The organism is Demequina phytophila (assembly GCF_000971135.1).
Taxonomy (GTDB): domain Bacteria; phylum Actinomycetota; class Actinomycetes; order Actinomycetales; family Demequinaceae; genus Demequina; species Demequina phytophila.
Genome location: NZ_BBLW01000005.1, coordinates 80,594 through 95,369, shown reverse-complemented (window position 1 = coordinate 95,369; position 14,776 = coordinate 80,594). Strand labels below are relative to the sequence as shown.

Sequence of the window (14,776 nt, the reverse complement as noted above, 5' to 3'; positions counted from 1 at the left end):
ATGGACATCCTCTTCGACGTGCTCCGGACGGCCATCGCGCCGTCGACCGCAGCGTTCGCGCTCGCCGCGATCGGCCTCAACTTCCACTTCGGCCTCACCGGCCTGCTCAACATGGGCCAGGCGGGCTTCATGCTCCTGGGCATGTACGGCTTCGCCATCTCCATCCAGCAGGGCTGGCCCATCTGGGTCGCGATCCTCGTGGGGCTCGCGGCCGCCGCGATCTTCGCGGTGCTGCTCGGCTGGCCCACGCTGAAGCTGCGCGGCGACTATCTCGCGATCGTCACGATCGCCGCCGCGGAGATGGTGCGCTTCCTGGGGCGCTCGCAGAGTCTGGCGGGCCTGACGGGCGCCTCGAGCGGCATCCGCGGCTCCGACTACAAGGCGCCTTTCGAGGAGCTGTCGCCCTTCCCCGACGCGATCGTCAACATCGGCCCGTTCTCGATGCACGGCTCGCGTTCCTCGTCGTGGTGGCTCACCACCGTGACGTGGGCGATCGTGCTCCTGTGCGCCGGACTGTTCTGGCGCCTCGCGAACTCCCCCTGGGGCCGCGTGCTCAAGGGCATCCGCGAGGACGAGGACGCCGTCCGCTCGCTCGGCAAGAACGTCTACTCGTACAAGATGCAGGCGCTCATCATCGGCGGCGTGATCGGCGCGCTCGGCGGCATCACGTGGGCGCTCGGCAACTCGGTCCAGCCGGACTCGATGGGTCGTCCCACCACCTTCTGGCTGTGGACCCTGCTGCTGCTCGGCGGCGCGGCGACCGTGTTCGGCCCCGTGCTCGGCTCGATCCTGTTCTGGTCCTCGCTGACCCTCGTGAAGAGCCTCGCCTCCGCGTTCATCCCGTCCGACGTGCTCGCGCCCACCGAGCTCGAGCCCTTCTCGCTCGTGCTCGTCGGCGTGACGCTCATGCTGCTGGTGGTGTTCCGCCCGCAGGGTGTGCTCGGCAACAAGAAGGAGCTGGCGTTCTGATGGCTGACACCGCATTCGTCTCCGTCCCCCACGAGCCGGGCGCCGCCAAGCCCGACCCGATCCTCATCGCCGACGGCGTCACGCGCCGGTTCGGCGGCCTCACCGCGGTGAAGGTGGACCACTTCGAGGTCCAGCGCAACACCATCACCGCGCTGATCGGGCCCAACGGCGCCGGCAAGTCGACCTTCTTCAACCTGCTCACCGGCTTCGACCAGGCGCAGGAGGGCGAGGGCCAGTTCAACGGCAAGCCTCTGCGCGGCATGCCGCCGGCGAAGGTGGCGCGGGCGGGCATGGTCCGCACGTTCCAGCTGACCAAGGCGCTCAGCCGCATGACGGTCATCGAGAACATGCGCCTGGGCGCGCAGGAGCAGCCGGGTGAGAACCTGCTGCGCGCGTTCGCGCCGCCGCTCTGGAAGGCCCGCGAGCGGGAGATCACGGAGCAGGCGCACGACCTCCTCCACCGCTTCAAGCTCTACGAGAAGCGCGACGACTACGCCGGGTCGCTCTCCGGCGGCCAGCGCAAGCTCCTCGAGATGGCTCGCGCGCTCATGTGCAAGCCCACCATGGTGATGCTGGACGAGCCGATGGCCGGCGTGAACCCCGCGCTGACCGAGTCGCTGCTCGACCACATCGTCGAGCTCAAGGAGGACGGCATGACCGTGCTCTTCGTCGAGCACGACATGCACATGGTGCGCCGCATCTCGGACTGGGTGGTGGTGATGGCCGAGGGCAAGATCATCGCCGAGGGTCCCGCCGGCACCGTCATGGCCAACCCGGCGGTGCAGGACGCGTACCTGGGCGCCCACCACGACACCGACCTGTCCGACCTCAGCCTGGAGGACGACGAATGAACGACAAGCCCGTGATCCTCGACGCGGACAACCTCATCGCCGGCTACCTGCCGGGCATCAACATCCTCAACGGATGCTCGATGGAGGTGAAGGAGGGCGAGCTCATCGGCATCATCGGCCCCAACGGCGCCGGCAAGTCGACGTTCCTCAAGGCGCTGTTCGGCCTGGTGCCCGTCCGTGACGGCGCCGTGACGCTCGGGGGTGAGGACATCACCAACCTCCGCGCCGACGAGCTGGTCAAGCGCGGCGTCGGGTTCGTCCCGCAGACCAACAACGTGTTCCCGTCGCTCACCATCGAGGAGAACCTCGAGATGGGCGCGTACCAGGCGCACAAGAACTACAAGAAGCAGCTCGCACGCATCGGGGACCTGTTCCCCGTGCTGATCCAGCGCAAGAACCAGCGCGCCGGCTCGCTGTCGGGCGGCGAGCGCCAGATGGTCGCGATGGCGCGCGCGCTCATGATGGACCCGCACGTGCTGCTCCTCGACGAGCCCAGCGCCGGACTGTCCCCCGCGCGCCAGGACGAGACATTCGTCCGCACGCGCGAGATCAACAAGACCGGCGTCACGGTCATCATGGTCGAGCAGAACGCCCGGCGCTGCCTGCAGATCTGCGACCGCGGCTACGTGCTCGACCAGGGCACCTCGGCGTACACCGCGTCGGGCCAGGACCTGCTCAAGGACCCGAAGGTCATCGAGCTCTACCTGGGCACGCTGGGCGCCTGACGCACCGCGCCTGAGGCCCCGGCCCCCTTCGAAGGGGTCGGGGCCTTCTGCCGTGCCCGGGGTCGCTGAGGGACGATGCGGTGGTCGGGTGGGTGCGCACGCTCACCGCGGCGAAGGACGGCTCACGGAGGCTGGTGGCGAGCGGGTGCTGCGCTCGATCGGCGATGCAGGAGCGATCACCGTTCGGTCCTGCATCCCGGATCATGCGTGCGCGCATGCAGGACCGACCCCGCGCCGGTCCTGCATGCAGGATCGCCGGCAGGAGCACGCCCACGGCACCGCGCCCTGCCCCCTTCCAACACACAGAAGAGCCCCGACCACGAGGGCCGGGGCTCTTCCGAGAGTGTGTCTCAGCGGAGCGGGATCACTCCGAGGGGACCTCGCCGAAGACCGAGTCGAGCAGCGAGTAGGTGTTGTCGTCCGCGTACTCGTACACGCCGATGTACGCGCTCGACGGGTCGTTGTCCGCGTTGAACGGACCAGCACCCGAGACCGTCACGTAGGCGATCTCCTCGCCGGCGTCGAGCAGCTCGACGCACTCCGCGAACGTGGTGCACTCGGTACCGCTCGTCGAGCCGGACACGGCGGGCAGGTTGTCCGCGATGGTCTGGCCGTCCGTCGCGCCACCCTTGATCGCCGCGAGGGCGGAGAGGATGACCGCGTCGTAGGACTCGGCGCCGTACGCGTACTCGTCGAGCGAGCCGCCGTCCGCGACGGAGTCGAGGCGCGAACGGAAGTCGCTCTCGGGGCTCGCGCCGGGGAGGGTGCCCTTGGCGCCGGTGAGGGCGCCCGCCTCGAGCTCGTCCGAGTAGTCGGCGAGGTTGCCGTCCACCAGGTAGAGCTTGGAGGTGTCGAAGCCGGCCGCGACGAGCTCGGGGATGATCAGCGCCGTCTGGTCGAACGCGATGAGCGCGATCGCCTCGGGGTTGGTCGCGAGGATCGCCTGGACGTCGGACGCGAAGCTCGAGGCCGACGGGTCGAACTCCTGACCCGAGGTGCCGTAGGTGAGCGAGCCACCCTCGGCCTCGACGGTCTCCTGGACCACGTCGCGCAGCGAGGTGCCGTAGTCGTCGTTGAAGACCAGGACGCCGATGTTCTTGTAGCCGTCCGCGAGGATCAGGTTGCCGAGCGCGTTGCCCTGGACGGTGTCCGGCGGAGCGGTGCGGAAGTAGAGCGGCGAGTAGCCCGAGAGGCTCGTCGCGGTGTTCGCGGGCGAGATCTGGACCACGCCGGCGTTGGTGATGTCGTCCACCGCGTTCAGCGTCACCGAGGACGAGGCCGCACCGATGACCACGGACACGCCGCCGCTGAGGAGCTTGGTCACCGAGTCCGACGTGATGTTCGGGTTGTCGGTGTCCGAGGAGTCCTCGTGCTGCACGGTCACGTCCGACCCCAGCACGCCGCCAGCCTCGTTGATCTCCTGGACCGCCAGGTCCACGCCCGCGATCTCGGGCGGGCCGAGGAACGCGAGCGAACCCGTGATCGGGAGCAGCGAGCCGACCTTCAGGCCCTCACCCGAGGCGCCCTCGGCGCTCGAGCTCGAACCGGTCTCGCTGCCCTCGACGGAGCACGCGGCGAGGGACAGGGTCGCGACCGCGGCGAACGCCGCGCCGCTGGCGATGGGCTTCCATCGAGCCATGTTTCTTCCTCCCACTCGGCGAGACGAATCTCGCCTTGGTTGACGCGCGTCGAGGGGAGTTCCCCGTCGCGGTACCCGTCAACCTAGCGGGAGCCTGTTACGCATTTGCGTCGTGTCCATCACGATTTCGTGACCGAATGACGCAAGGCGCGACCGGTTTGCGCTACTTTCCGCCCATCTGCTCGATCACGGCCTCCGCGACCTCTCGCATCGTGAGACGGCGGTCCATCGAGGTCTTCTGGATCCAGCGGAAGGACTCGGGCTCGTTGAGCTTCATCTTCTCCATGAGGAGGCCCTTGGCGCGCTCGACCTTCTTGCGGGTCTCCATGCGCTCCGTGATGTCCGCGATCTCGGACTCGAGCGCGCGGATCTCGACGTAGCGGGACGCCGCGATCTCGACCGCCGGGAGCAGGTCGCCGGGCGTGAAGGGCTTGACCACGTACGCCATCGCGCCGGCGTCGCGCGCGCGCTCGACCAGCTCGGTCTGCGAGAAGGCGGTCAGCAGCACCACGGGCGCGATGCGCTCCTTCGCGATCTGCTCCGCGGCGGTGATGCCGTCCATCACGGGCATCTTCACATCCATGACGACCACGTCGGGCTTGTGCTCGCGGGCGAGCGCGACGCCCTCCTCGCCGTTCGCGCCCTCGCCGACCACGTCGTAGCCGCCCTCGCGGAGCGTCTCGACGATGTCCATGCGGATGAGCGCCTCGTCCTCCGCGACGACGGCGCGTCGCGCGCGCTTCGGGGCCTGGGTCTGGTTCTCCGCCTGGGGAGCGTCGTTCGCATCAGTCACAGGCGATAGCCTAGTGCCCCCGCCCCGGTAGCCCAACTGGCAGAGGCACGCGGCTCAAACCCGCGGTGTTGTGGGTTCGAATCCCACCCGGGGCACCCTTCCGACCCGGGACGACCGTCCCGGGCGCCCGCCGCATCGTCCCCTCGCGACGGGACGATGCGGCGCGGCCCTGGGCGCCAGGGTGGCCCTTCGTGGGATGCTCGGGTGAGCACCCGAGGAGGCCTCCATGACCCACGCGACCACCCTGCACATCGCGCTCGTCGCGCACGACAACAAGAAGGCGGAACTGCTCGAGTGGGCCTCCTTCAACAAGGGGTCGCTGGCACACCACCAGCTGTACGCGACGGGCACCACCGGCACCATGCTCGAGTACGAGCTCGGGTTCCGGGTGCACCGGTTCCTGTCGGGCCCGGTGGGCGGCGACCAGCAGATCGGCGCGCGCATCGCCGAGGGCACCCTGGACATGCTCATCTTCTTCTGGGACCCGCTGGAGCCGCAGCCGCACGACCCGGACGTGAAGGCCCTGCTGCGTCTGGGGGCGCTGTGGAACATCCCGATCGCATCGAACGTCGCGACGGCGGACTTCCTCATCTCATCGCCGCTGTTCCGCGACGGCTACGAGCGCAAGATCCCGGACCTGGGGCCGCGCGACTGGGAGGCGATGCGCCCGGAGACCGGCGAGTAGCCGAGCGTCAGCCCGCGAGACGGGGCGGGTCCGCGAGGAGGTCGTCGGTCGCGCCCTCGAGCCCGGCGTGCCGCCACCACAGCCCGGAGCGGTGCGTGAGGAGGTCCACCGTGAGCTGCGCCTCGCTCTCCCCCGCCCGCCAGCTCATCGTGAGGACCCCGTCCTCGAGGGTGAAGGCGAAGTCGCCGTCGAACACGGGCAGCGCGGTGCGGAAGGCGCACAGCGCCATGAGCGCGCGCACCACGGGCCGGGCGAGCTCGTGCGCGACCTCGCCCGCGGAGTACCGGTGCCTGTTGATGTCCCTGCCCACGCCGGAGGCGCGCAGCAGGCCCACGTCGTTGCGGCCGGCCAAGGCCCCCACGTAGTACACCTGCGGGACGCCGGGCGTGAAGAACTGGAGGGCACGGGCGGCCAGGTAGGCGTGGTCGTCCGCACCGAGCGCGTCGTAGAAGGTGCAGTTGACCTGGTAGAGGTCGAGGTTGGAGGCCGCGGCACCCGTGGCCAGCCGCGACGTGTCGCCCGAGGCGGCGTGGATGCGCTCGACCAACGCGTCGAGGTGCTCCGGCGGCAGCAGCCCGGGCGCGTCGGGGGCGGTCTGGTCCGCGCCGACGTCGATGACGCCGATCCCGTCGTGGGTGTCCAGCACCGTCACCGCGTTCGGGGGCCGCACCTCGAGCCATCGCGCGAGCGGCTCTCCATCCCCCGTCGCCAGGGCGTGCAGCACCAATGGCGGCAACGCGAAGTCGTACACGCGGTCCACCGCCGCTCCGATCTCGACCTGACGCCGGTAGTACGAGTGCACCTCGACCAGCACCTCGAGCCCGCGCGCCCGGCACCGCTCCGTGAACTCCCCGATGAACGCGAACGTGTCGGGCGTCATGAAGCACGTCTCCCCCGGCGTCTTCACCGCGTACCCGACCGCGTCGAGCCGCACCGAGGTCGCTCCCGCGGCGGCGATCGCGTCGAGGATCGCGTCGAGGTAGGCCCTGGCGCCCGGATGGGCGATGTCGAGGTCGATCTGCTGCGGCGTGAACGTGGTCCAGACCAGCCGCTTCTCTCCCGCGACCGTGTACGGCGTGAACGGCAGCCCGGGGCGCGGCCGGTAGATGCGGGCGAGCTCGTCCTCGGTGGCGCCGTACGGGAACACCGCCGCCATCGTGAGGAACATGCCGGCGTACGGCGAGCCGTCCCCGCGTTCACGCCAGTCGCGGAACGCCGCCGAGTCCGCGGAGACGTGGTTGACGATCACGTCGACCATGAGTTCGCGGCCGTCCGCCACCGCGCGCACGTCCTCCCAGCCGCCCAGGCGCGGGTCGACCGCCGTGTGGTCGACGGGGTCGAACCCGGCGTCGGCACCGTCGTACGGCGTGAAGAACGGCAGGATGTGCACGCCCCCGAACGCCTCCGACCACGGCGGCGAGGCGAGCAGCCGCGCGAGGCCCGGCAGGTCGCCGGCGAGCCTGTCAGCGTAGGTGATGAGCTGGACAGCGTTGCGTGCCATGACGGACCCCCTCGCCCGGCGCAACGTCGCGCCTCCTCTCACCTTAGGACGGGACGATGCGGTGGTCCCGGGGAACGGCGAGGGCCCCGCCGGCGTGGTCGCCGACGGGGCCCTGCTGGAGCGGGTGGTCGCTAGCCGCGGACCTGGCCCACCTTGTGCACGAAGATCGAGTTCGTGGTGCCGGGCACGCCCACCGGGGTGCCGGAGACGACCACGACGTAGTCGCCGTCCACCGCACGGCCCGAGCTCTTGAGGTACGAGTCGACCAGGCTGACCATCTCGTCGGTGGAGTCGACCTTGTCGACGAGCTCCGCCTGGATGCCCCAGGACAGCGCGAGGCGCTTCTGGGTGTCGGGGCGGGGCGTGAACGCGAGCATCGGGGTGGACGGACGCAGGCGCGACATGCGCAGCGCCGAGTCGCCCGACTGGGTGAACGTCACGATGTACTTGATGTCGAGGTTCTCGGCGATCTCGGCCGCGGCGTGCGTGATGGCGCCACCACGCGTGTGCGGCGTGGAGAGGTACGGCGCGATGCGCGAGTAGCCCTTCTCCTCCGTGTTCTTGACGATCCGGGCCATGGTCTCGACCGTGATGATCGGGTAGTCGCCCACCGACGTCTCGCCCGAGAGCATGACCGCGTCGGTGCCGTCGAGGATGGCGTTGGCGCAGTCCGAGGTCTCGGCGCGCGTGGGAACCGGCGAGTGCGTCATCGACTCGAGCACCTGGGTCGCGACGATGACCGGCTTGGCCTGCGAGCGGCAGAGCTCGATGGCGCGCTTCTGGACCAGCGGCACCTCCTCGAGCGGGAGCTCGACGCCCAGGTCGCCGCGGGCGACCATCACGCCGTCGAACGCGTCGACGATCTCGGCGAGGTTGTCGACCGCCTGCGGCTTCTCGACCTTGGCGATGACGGGGACCGTGCGGCCCTCCTCCGTCATGATGCGCGCGACGTCCTCGTAGTCGGCGGCGTTGCGCACGAACGACAGGGCGATGAAGTCGGCGCCGAGCTTGAGGCCCCAGCGCAGGTCGGCCTCGTCCTTGTCCGACATGGCGGGCACCGAGACGGCGACGCCGGGCAGGTTGATGCCCTTGTTGTTGGAGACCGGGCCGGGCACGACGACCTTGGTGATGACGTCGGTCTCGGTCACCTCGGTGACCTCGAGGCGGACCTTGCCGTCGTCGATGAGCAGCGTGTCGCCGGGGTTGCAGTCGCCCGGGAGGCCCTTGAACGTGGTGCCGCAGATGTCCTTGGTGCCCACCACGTCACGCGTGGTGATGGTGAAGACGTCGTCGACCGCGAGGTCGTGCGGGCCGTCGGCGAACTTCTCGAGACGGATCTTCGGGCCCTGGAGGTCGACCAGGACCGCGACGTTGCGGCCGGACTCCTCGGCGGCCTGGCGGATGTTGCGGTACACCTGCTCGTGCTCCTCGGCGGAGCCGTGGCTGCGGTTGATGCGGGCGACATCCATGCCCGCGCCCACGAGCTTGCGCATCTGCTCGATCGGTGCGGTAGCCGGGCCGATCGTGCAGACAATCTTCGCGTTTCGCATGTTCTCCAACCTCGGTATCAGGCGCGTAGCGCCGACGTGTGCGCCGTGACCGGCGCCGGGAGCTCGGTGCTCCCTGTCAAGTATTCATCGATCGCGGCCGCGGCCGCGCGTCCCTCCGCGATCGCCCAGACCACGAGCGACGCTCCACGGCCGGCATCACCGGCCACGAACACGCCCTCCTGGGTGGTCGCGAAGTTGTCCGCACGCTCGATCTGAGCGCGCGATGTCAACGCTACCTGGGACTGTGCCTGGAGGTTCGTGACCTCAGGCCCAGTGAATCCCATCGCGATGAGGACCAGGTCCGCCGGGATCTCGCGCTCCGTCCCCGGGGTCGGGGTACGGGATCCGTCGGCGTTGTACTGCGTGACCGCCACCTTCAGCGATCGCACGTGCCCATTCTCGTCGCCCACGAACTCGACGGTCGAGGCGAGGTACTCGCGCGTGCCGCCCTCCTCGTGGCTCGAGGACACCTCGAACACGCGCGGGTCGGTGGGCCACGGCTGGCTGTCGGGACGGTCCACCGGAGGCTTCTTGCCGATCGCGAGCGTGGTGACCGTGGCGGCGCCCTGGCGCAGCGCGGTGCCGATGCAGTCGGAGCCGGTGTCGCCGCCGCCGATCACGATGACGTGCTTGCCGTCGGCCGTGATCTGGTCGGGGACCTCGTCGCCGGCCGCGGCCTGGTTGCCCTGGTGCAGGTACGGCATCGCGAAGTGGATGCCGTCGAGCTCGCGTCCGGGCATGGGCAGGTCGCGCTCGACGGGGGCGCCGGTGGCGATGAGCACCGCGTCGTAGCGGGCGCGGAGGTCGTCCCAGGTGATGTCGGTGCCGATCGAGATGCCGGTGCGGAAGCGGGTGCCCTCGCGCTCCATCTGCACGATCCGGCGGTCGATGACGTGCTTCTCCATCTTGAAGTCCGGCACGCCGTAGCGAAGGAGGCCGCCCACGCGGTCGTCCTTCTCGTACACGGCCACGGTGTGGCCGGCTCGGGTGAGCTGCTGCGCGGCCGCGAGGCCCGCCGGGCCGGAGCCGACCACGGCGACGGTCTTGCCGGTGTGCCGCTGCGCGATGTGGGGCGTGACGTTGCCGTCCTCGAACGCGTGCTCGATGATCTCGACCTCGACGTTCTTGATGGTGACGGCGGGCTGGTTGATGCCCAGCACGCAGGAGGTCTCGCACGGCGCCGGGCAGATCCGGCCGGTGAACTCGGGGAAGTTGTTGGTGGCGTGGAGGCGCTCGATCGCGTCCGCGTACTGGTCGCGCCACACGAGGTCGTTCCACTCGGGGATGAGGTTGCCGAGCGGGCACCCTTGGTGGCAGAACGGGATGCCGCAGTCCATGCAGCGACCGGCCTGGCGCTTGAGCACGACCTCGTCGCGGCCGAGCTCGTCCTTCACCTCGGACCAGTCGCGCAGGCGGACCGGCACGGGGCGGTAGGCGGGGACCTCCCGCTCGCGAACCTTCAGGAATCCACGCGGGTCAGCCACCGGTCACCTCCAGGAACTCGGCCCAGGCGCCGGGGGCGGACAGGTCGCCGCCCTTGGCCTCGAGCTCGTTGAGCGCGTCGCGGACGCGTGCGTACTGTGCGGGCAGCACGCGCGTGAAGCGCGCCACCGTCATGGGCCAGTCGGCGAGCAGCTCCCGCGCGACGGGCGACCGGGTCTCCTCGGCGAAGCGCTCGACCAGGGTCCGCACGATCACGGCGTCCTCCTCGTCCAGCGGGCTCAGCGTGAGCTCGCCCGAGGCGAGCGCCTGCGCGTTGACCCGCTCGGTCCGCAGGTCGAGCACGTAGGCGGTGCCGCCGGACATGCCCGCGCCGAGGTTGCGGCCCGTGCGGCCGAGGATCACCGCGGTGCCGCCCGTCATGTACTCGAGCCCGTGGTCGCCCACGCCGGAGACCACCGCGGTGACGCCGGAGTTGCGGACCAGGAAGCGCTCGCCCACCTGGCCGCGCAGCAGGATCTCACCGCCCGTGGAGCCGTAGCCCACCACGTTGCCGGCGATGACGTCGGACGTCTCGTCGAGCATGGACTCGCGCGCGGGGCGCACGATCACGCGGCCGCCCGAGAGTCCCTTGCCGACGTAGTCGTTGGCGTCGCCCTCGAGGCGCAGCGTGATGCCGCGCGGCACGAAGGCTCCGAAGGACTGCCCCGCGCTGCCGCGGAACGTCACGTCGATCGTGTCGTCGGGCAGACCCGCGCCGCGGTAGCGGCGCGTGACCTCGTAGCCGAGCATGGTGCCGACGGTGCGGTTGATGTTGCGCACCTCGGTCTCGATGCGCACCGGCTCGCCTCGCTCGAGGGCCGGCTCGGCTGCGGCGATGAGCTCGTTGTCGAGCGCCGCGTCGAGGCCGTGGTCCTGCGTGGTGGAGTTCATCAGCGCGGCGCCCTCGCGCGGACGGGCGAGGATGGGCGCGAGGTCGAGCCCCTGCGCCTTCCAGTGGTCGATCGCGGCGCGGGTCTCGAGCACCTCGACGTGGCCCACGGCCTCCGCGATCGAGCGGAAGCCGAGCGCGGCAAGGTGCTCGCGCACCTGCTCCGCGATGAACTCGAAGAAGGTCTCGACGAACTCCGGCTTGCCGGAGAAGCGGCCGCGGAGCTCGGGGTTCTGCGTCGCGACGCCCACCGGGCAGGTGTCGAGGTGGCACACGCGCATCATGATGCAGCCCTCGACCACGAGCGGGGCGGTCGCGAAGCCGAACTCCTCGGCGCCCAGCAGCGCCGCGACGATCACGTCGCGGCCGGTCTTCATCTGGCCGTCGACCTGGACGACGATGCGGTCGCGCAGGTCGTTGAGCACGAGCGTCTGCTGGGTGTCGGCGAGGCCGATCTCCCACGGCGCGCCGGCGTGCTTGAGCGAGTTGAGCGGGCTCGCGCCCGTGCCGCCGTCGTGGCCCGAGATGAGCACCACGTCGGACTTGCACTTCGCGACGCCTGCCGCGATGGTGCCGACGCCGACCTCGGCCACCAGCTTGACGTGGACGCGCGCCTTCGGATTGGCGTTCTTCGCGTCGTGGATCAGCTGCTTGAGGTCCTCGATCGAGTAGATGTCGTGGTGAGGCGGCGGCGAGATGAGGCCGACGCCGGGGGTGGCGTGGCGGGTCTCGGCGACCCACGGGTACACCTTGTTGCCGGGGAGCTGGCCGCCCTCGCCGGGCTTCGCACCCTGCGCGAGCTTGATCTGGATGTCGTCCGCGTTGACCAGGTACTCGCTGGTGACGCCGAAGCGGCCGGACGCGATCTGCTTGATGGCCGAGCGGCGCTCCGGGTCGTACAGGCGCTCGACGGGCTCGCCGCCCTCGCCGGTGTTGGAGCGGCCGCCGAGGCGGTTCATCGCGATCGCGAGGGTCTCGTGCGCCTCCTGCGAGATGGACCCGTAGGACATGGCGCCCGTGTTGAAGCGCTTGACGATCTCGCTGACGGGCTCGACCTCGTCGATCGGGACCGGCTGGCGGTCCGCCGCGAACCCCAGCAGGCCGCGCAAGGTCATGAGGCGCTTGGCCTGGTCGTCGACGCGGTCGGTGTACTCGCGGAACACGTCGTAGCGGCGGGTGCGCGTCGCGTGCTGGAGCTTGAACACCGTCTCCGGGTCGAACAGGTGCTCCTCGCCGTCGCGGCGCCACTGGTACTCGCCGCCGGTCTTGAGCGCCTGGTGCGGGGGCAGCTCTCCCGAGGCGGGGTACGCGTCGGCGTGACGCGCCGCGACCTCGGCGGCCACCACGTCGAGCCCGACGCCGTCGATCTGGCTGGGGGTGCCGTTGAAGTGGAGGTCCACCAGCTCCTTCGACAGGCCGATCGCCTCGAACACCTGCGCGCCGCGGTAGGACGCCATGGTCGAGATGCCCATCTTGGACATGATCTTCAGGACGCCCTTGCCGAGCGCCTTGATGAGGTGGTGGGTGGCCTCCTCGGGGGCGACGTCGCCGAGGTAGCCGCGCTTGGCGAGGTCCTCGACGGTCTCCATCGCGAGGTACGGGTTGACGCAGCCGGCGCCGTAGCCGATGAGCAGCGCGACGTGGTGCACCTCGCGCACGTCGCCGGCCTCCACCACCATCGACAGCTGGGTGCGGCGGTGGGTGCGCACCAGGTAGTGGTGCACGGCGGACGTGAGCAGCAGCGACGGGATGGGGGCGAGGTCCGGGTTCGCATCGCGGTCGGACAGCACCAGGAAGGAGACGCCGTCCTGGATCGCCTCGTCGACCTCGCGGAAGATCTCCGCGAGGCGCTCGTCGAGCGCCTCGGCGCCACCCTGGACGCGGTAGAGGCCGCGGATCTTGCGCGCGGAGAACACTCCGCGGCGCTTGGGGTCGCGGTCGATGTGGAGGATCTTCGCGAGCTCGTCGTTGTCGATCACCGGGAAGTCGATGATGATCTTGCGCGCGTGCTCGGGCGTCGCGTCGAGCAGGTTCGGCTCGGGGCCCAGCGCGCCGCCGGTCGCGGTGACGATCTCCTCGCGGATGGAGTCCAGCGGCGGGTTGGTGACCTGCGCGAACATCTGCACGAAGTAGTCGAACAGCAGGCGCGGGCGCTTCGACAGGACCGCGATCGGGGTGTCGGAGCCCATCGCGCCGATCGGCTCGACGCCGGTCCGGCCCATCGGGGCGAGGAGGATTTTGAGCTCCTCCTCGGTGTAGCCGAACGCGCGCTGGCGGCGCTGCACGGAGCGCGCCGAGTGCGAGATGTGCTCGCGGTCGGGCACCTCGGACAGGCGGATCGCGTTGTCGGCGACCCACTGCTCGTAGGGGTGCTCAGCGGCGAGCGCGGACTTGATCTCCTCGTCCTCGACGATCCTGCCCTCGCGGGTGTCGACCAGGAACATGCGGCCCGGCTGGAGGCGACCCTTGCGGACCACCTTGGCGGGGTCGAGGTCCAGGAGGCCCGCCTCGGACCCGCACACCACCAGGCCGTCGTCCGTCACCCAGTAGCGCCCGGGGCGCAGGCCGTTGCGGTCGAGCGTCGCGCCGATCACGGTGCCGTCGGTGAAGTGCAGCGCGGCCGGACCGTCCCACGGCTCCATGAGGGCCGAGTGGTACTCGTAGAACGCGCGGCGCGACGGGTCCATCGACTCGTTGTTCTGCCACGCCTCGGGGATCATCATGAGCAGCGCGTGGTGGATGGGGCGGCCGCCCAGGTGCAGCAGCTCGAGCACCTCGTCGAAGGACGCGGTGTCCGAGGCGCTCGGGGTGCACACCGGCATGAGCGGCTCGAGGTCGCCCAGCAGGTCCGACCGGAGGGTGCCCTCGCGTGCGGCCATCCAGTTGCGGTTGCCGCGCACGGTGTTGATCTCGCCGTTGTGGGCGATGCCGCGCAGCGGCTGCGCGAGCGGCCACGACGGGAACGTGTTGGTGGAGAACCGCGAGTGCACCAGCGCGAGCTCCGACGCGAACAGCGGGTGCGTGACGTCGGGGAACACCTGCTCGAGCTGGTACGTGGTGAGCATGCCCTTGTAGGTGAGCGTGCGAGACGAGAGCGACGCGAAGAAGGGTCCTCCGGCGTTCTCGGCGCGCTTGCGCACCCGGTACGCCTTGCGGTCGAGATCGATCCCGGCGAGGCCGTCGTGGGACACGAAGACCTGGCGGAACGTCGGCATGGCGGCGCGGGCGCTCGGGCCCAGCGGCTCGGGGTTCGTCGGGACGTCGCGCCAACCGATCACGCGGACGCCCTCGTCGGCCGCGGCGGCCTCGAACGCGGCGACCTCGGCCGCCTCGGCGCCCGGGGTGAGGAACGCGATGCCGACGGCGTACTCGCCGGCGGCGGGAAGCTCGAACGACGCGACCTCGCGCAGGAACGCGTCGGGCACCTGGGTGAGCAGGCCCGCACCGTCGCCCGTCTCCGTCTCGGCGCCCACGGCGCCGCGGTGCTCGAGGTTCTTGAGGGCGGTCAGGCCCGCATCGACGATGTCCCTGCCCGCCGTGCCACGCAGGGTGGCGACGAAGGCGACGCCGCACGCGTCGTGCTCGTATGCGGGGTCGTAAAGCCCCGCTGCGGGCTGGGGAGCGCCAAGATGCGCGACCATCACACCGTCCTTAAGCGTCCCCGGGCAAGCGGGGACATTCGTAGATTTCGG

Annotated in this window: 10 protein-coding genes and 1 tRNA gene; 5 read left to right on the top strand and 6 right to left on the bottom strand. The window is 70.3% G+C overall.

The genetic code is table 11. The features are described from left to right. Genes AOM01_RS08950 through AOM01_RS08940 form a run of 3 tightly spaced genes read left to right on the top strand, consistent with a single transcriptional unit; the run spans position 1 to position 2,545 of the window. Positions 1 to 969 (top strand): branched-chain amino acid ABC transporter permease, encoded by a 969-nt coding sequence (locus AOM01_RS08950; protein WP_062292143.1) that lies wholly within the window; start codon positions 1 to 3, stop codon positions 967 to 969. Next, positions 969 to 1,820 carry an ABC transporter ATP-binding protein gene (locus tag AOM01_RS08945; RefSeq protein WP_062292140.1) on the top strand — a complete coding sequence of 284 codons (852 nt, stop codon included), beginning with the start codon at positions 969 to 971 and terminating at the stop codon, positions 1,818 to 1,820. Before AOM01_RS08950 ends, AOM01_RS08945 begins: the two co-directional genes overlap by 1 nt. Continuing rightward, positions 1,817 to 2,545, top strand: a complete 729-nt coding sequence (locus tag AOM01_RS08940; protein ID WP_062292137.1) for an ABC transporter ATP-binding protein — start codon at positions 1,817 to 1,819, stop codon at positions 2,543 to 2,545. Before AOM01_RS08945 ends, AOM01_RS08940 begins: the two co-directional genes overlap by 4 nt. A gap of 364 nt (positions 2,546 to 2,909) precedes the next feature. Here AOM01_RS08940 and AOM01_RS08935 read toward each other — a convergent pair whose 3' ends face one another. Both AOM01_RS08935 and AOM01_RS08930 read right to left on the bottom strand, forming a co-directional pair. Next, on the bottom strand, positions 2,910 to 4,184 hold the full coding sequence (locus tag AOM01_RS08935; protein WP_062292134.1) for an ABC transporter substrate-binding protein: 1,275 nt from the start codon (positions 4,182 to 4,184) through the stop codon (positions 2,910 to 2,912). A 163-nt stretch (positions 4,185 to 4,347) separates the two neighbouring features. Beyond that, on the bottom strand, positions 4,348 to 4,977 hold the full coding sequence (locus AOM01_RS08930; RefSeq protein ID WP_062292132.1) for an ANTAR domain-containing response regulator: 630 nt from the start codon (positions 4,975 to 4,977) through the stop codon (positions 4,348 to 4,350). A 21-nt stretch (positions 4,978 to 4,998) separates the two neighbouring features. Between AOM01_RS08930 and AOM01_RS08925 the strand changes: the two genes are divergently transcribed. Together AOM01_RS08925 and AOM01_RS08920 are read left to right on the top strand one after the other, a co-directional pair. After that, positions 4,999 to 5,072, top strand: a tRNA-Leu gene (locus AOM01_RS08925). A 131-nt stretch (positions 5,073 to 5,203) separates the two neighbouring features. Beyond that, complete coding sequence (locus AOM01_RS08920) at positions 5,204 to 5,662, top strand: methylglyoxal synthase (RefSeq protein WP_062292129.1); 459 nt, start codon at positions 5,204 to 5,206, stop codon at positions 5,660 to 5,662. Between the two features lie 7 nt (positions 5,663 to 5,669). On the opposite strand, the gene gtfA is transcribed toward AOM01_RS08920, so the two are convergent. From gtfA to gltB, 4 genes are all read right to left on the bottom strand, one after another. Beyond that, on the bottom strand, positions 5,670 to 7,163 hold the full coding sequence (gtfA, locus tag AOM01_RS08915) for a sucrose phosphorylase (RefSeq protein ID WP_062292126.1): 1,494 nt from the start codon (positions 7,161 to 7,163) through the stop codon (positions 5,670 to 5,672). A 131-nt stretch (positions 7,164 to 7,294) separates the two neighbouring features. Continuing rightward, entirely contained in the window at positions 7,295 to 8,713 is a 1,419-nt protein-coding gene (pyk, locus tag AOM01_RS08910; RefSeq protein ID WP_062292121.1) for a pyruvate kinase, read from the bottom strand. A 17-nt stretch (positions 8,714 to 8,730) separates the two neighbouring features. Further along, entirely contained in the window at positions 8,731 to 10,197 is a 1,467-nt protein-coding gene (locus AOM01_RS08905; protein ID WP_062292117.1) for a glutamate synthase subunit beta, read from the bottom strand. Next, positions 10,190 to 14,725 carry a glutamate synthase large subunit gene (gene gltB, locus AOM01_RS08900; RefSeq protein WP_062292115.1) on the bottom strand — a complete coding sequence of 1,512 codons (4,536 nt, stop codon included), beginning with the start codon at positions 14,723 to 14,725 and terminating at the stop codon, positions 10,190 to 10,192. The genes AOM01_RS08905 and gltB overlap by 8 nt, the downstream gene beginning before the upstream one ends. Positions 14,726 to 14,776 lie beyond the last annotated feature (51 nt).

Excerpts from the sequence above, each read along its gene's own strand:
- AOM01_RS08920 (WP_062292129.1), top strand. The coding sequence starts at position 5,204 with ATGACCCACGCGACCACCCTGCACATCGCGCTCGTCGCGCACGACAAC.
- gltB (WP_062292115.1), bottom strand. The coding sequence starts at position 14,725 with ATGGTCGCGCATCTTGGCGCTCCCCAGCCCGCAGCGGGGCTTTACGAC.
- AOM01_RS08935 (WP_062292134.1), bottom strand. The coding sequence starts at position 4,184 with ATGGCTCGATGGAAGCCCATCGCCAGCGGCGCGGCGTTCGCCGCGGTC.
- gtfA (WP_062292126.1), bottom strand. The coding sequence starts at position 7,163 with ATGGCACGCAACGCTGTCCAGCTCATCACCTACGCTGACAGGCTCGCC.
- AOM01_RS08950 (WP_062292143.1), top strand. The coding sequence starts at position 1 with ATGGACATCCTCTTCGACGTGCTCCGGACGGCCATCGCGCCGTCGACC.
- AOM01_RS08945 (WP_062292140.1), top strand. The coding sequence starts at position 969 with ATGGCTGACACCGCATTCGTCTCCGTCCCCCACGAGCCGGGCGCCGCC.
- pyk (WP_062292121.1), bottom strand. The coding sequence starts at position 8,713 with ATGCGAAACGCGAAGATTGTCTGCACGATCGGCCCGGCTACCGCACCG.
- AOM01_RS08940 (WP_062292137.1), top strand. The coding sequence starts at position 1,817 with ATGAACGACAAGCCCGTGATCCTCGACGCGGACAACCTCATCGCCGGC.